This window comes from Aeromonas sobria (assembly GCF_006243315.1).
Taxonomy (GTDB): domain Bacteria; phylum Pseudomonadota; class Gammaproteobacteria; order Enterobacterales; family Aeromonadaceae; genus Aeromonas; species Aeromonas sobria_A.
In genome coordinates, this window is the sequence record NZ_NKWE01000100.1 from 1 (window position 1) to 2,614 (window position 2,614).

Below are 2,614 nucleotides of genomic sequence, written 5' to 3' on the forward strand. Positions count from 1 at the left end.
TTTCTGGATAACGCTGACGGGTCATAACACCTCCAATAGTTGCCTCATTTTAAGGCTGTGAGGTGTCTAGGGAACTGGGGGATATTCAACTATTAGTGTTTTTGTTATTTACAATTTCGATGACTAAGTCAGTCAGCCAATCGATTAAAATCATTTCAGTCAATAAAGGCGGCGAAGTAGCAACAAGCAGTATATCTATTTTAAATGCTTGCAATTCTTTACCTTGAAAAGGATAATGGTAATTGTTATCATTCGCATCTACGGGTTATGATATGTTTTTAATAAAAAATAGATTTATCATTACATTTTGTTGTACACCATTTATCGTCTTTGCAAGTGAACCTAATGAAGTTATGATTATAAAAGGTAAACGGAATCATGACATAAATGCAATTACCATTGATCAAAAGGATATATCTAAAAATTTAGCTTATGACTTAAAAAGTTTGCTCCGTACACAACCGGATATCGGCGTTACTGATGGTGGTAGATTCGGCTCCAATGGTCTAGCTATTCGTGGAGTTGATGGTGATCGTGTTGGTATTTTTGTTGATGGCATACAACAAGCAGAAACATTTAACAATGAAATATATAAAGGATATGGGTATTTTAATGGCACAATTAATGAAACCGAGGTTGATTGGCTTAAAAAAGTTACGATCAATAGAGGATCTGATTCTATTTTAAATGGCAGTGGTTCTATGGGTGGTAGTATTTCATATGAAACATTATCTCCATCTGACATAATAGATGAGAAAAAAGGTTTTGGTTTTATATCGAAAAGTGCCTTCTATTCTAGAAATGATCAAAAAAAAGAAACGATAGGTTTCGCTAGTGGCAATTCATATATCGACTTCATGATACTAAATACATACAGAAAAATGCATGAAAATAAAAATCACTCACCAGATAATGATGTCTACGGTCGATCAAGGGGAACTCCAGATCCACGAAAAACAAATAGTAATGCAACACTTATAAAGCTGAATGCTTATCTTACTGAAAAGGATACACTGGGGTTTTCTTGGAATGAAAAAAAAGAAAAAACAAAAACAGATGAAAAGTCGTGGGAGCTATTTGGATCAGACGCGAGACTTGGAGATGATCTTTCATTAGCAGGCTCCCTTGGAGCTTACTATGAGCGAGAGCAAAATGGTTTTATTAAAAAGCTAAAAATATCTGCTGGACAACAGTCTATAGATCAATCAGCCATTAGTATTGTGCAAAAAATCAAAACAAATAAAACTGAACAGATATATAACAGGCGAATTAAACAAGATAATAAAACACTAAAGATGTCAATGGACTTTGACAAAGCAAGTACATTTAATATCGACCATGAGTTCGCATTATCTAGCGGGCTAAAAATAAAGAAATTAAAAAATGAAAACGTTGATACAACTTTCTTTTCAAATGACAAACTTGACGAAAACTATTCAATTATCACACCAGTAAAAAGTGAAGAGTATAATATATCATTATTTGATCAGATTAAGCTTAATTCAGCAACAAATCTACATTTAGGTATTAGAAAAGATTGGGTTGCACATAAACCTGGGCAAAGTAAACCAAGCACAACAGGTAATAAAGAGCATCATTATATAGCGCATAATTATTCTGTTTTATCAATGGGTTTTGGGTTAGACTATAAGCCCATTGAAAGCACTACAGTATCATATAAATTGGGCAAAGGATTTAGAACACCAACAGCACAAGAGTTATATTTTGACTTTGGGACAGATGGGGCCGCAAACCGCCTTGAACCTAATAATGAACTTAAAGAGGAAAGTGCAATAACTAATGAAATATCATTAAAGGTTGAAAAAGGCATTATTAATGCGGCTATTAATGGATATCATACAAAATATAGTGATTTTATTGATCTTAAGCAAAGTGAAAGATTAACGACCAATCCTTGGCATCCGCAATGGGGGCCTGAGTTTTTACCCCAGAATCACTTACAGTACACAAACATAGATTCAGCACAAATAAACGGTGTCGATGCATCAATAAAACTTGATGCAAACATTTTTCTACCTGGATTGTCCATAGAGAACAAAATATCTTATCAACATGGTCGAGCATCTAATGGCGACTCTTTAATGGCAGTTCAACCACTTAAAAATATAACCGATCTGAAGTACTCATCATCTAATGGGGAATTTGAAATAGATGGTATGTTAACGTATTCAAAAGGTAAAAAGTTAAGCGATGCCATTAGGAATGGTAAAGAGTGGAAGTATGTTAATGACTCCTATTTTGTTTTTGATTTGATTGGTAAATATCAAATTACTGACTTTGCGTTCTTCAGAGCAGGGATTTTCAATGTCTTCAATCAAGAATATACAACATGGGATGCTATGCGAAGCATTCCAGAGTTTGGCACAACCAACATGATTGATGAGCAAGGAAAGGGGTTGAGTAGGCTCACTTCTCCAGGTAGAAATTTCTCTGCTGAATTAGCATTTATTTTCTGACAAAAACTTTATTTGATACTATACCTTAAAGGAGATGCAAATCATTAATTTTCATCTCCTTCAGAAGTAATATATATTTCTACTTCGTTATGTTAGGGAAGGCGCGAACAAGTTGATCGCGCCTTCATCATCAGAAA

The 2,614-nt window shown here is 34.2% G+C and carries 1 protein-coding gene; it reads left to right on the forward strand.

Annotated elements, in window-relative coordinates:
• Nucleotides 1-242: 242 nt before the first annotated feature.
• Nucleotides 243-2,477, forward strand: a complete 2,235-nt coding sequence (locus CF137_RS21925) for a TonB-dependent hemoglobin/transferrin/lactoferrin family receptor (protein ID WP_139719231.1) — start codon at nt 243-245, stop codon at nt 2,475-2,477.
• The last annotated feature ends 137 nt before the right edge of the window (nt 2,478-2,614 follow it).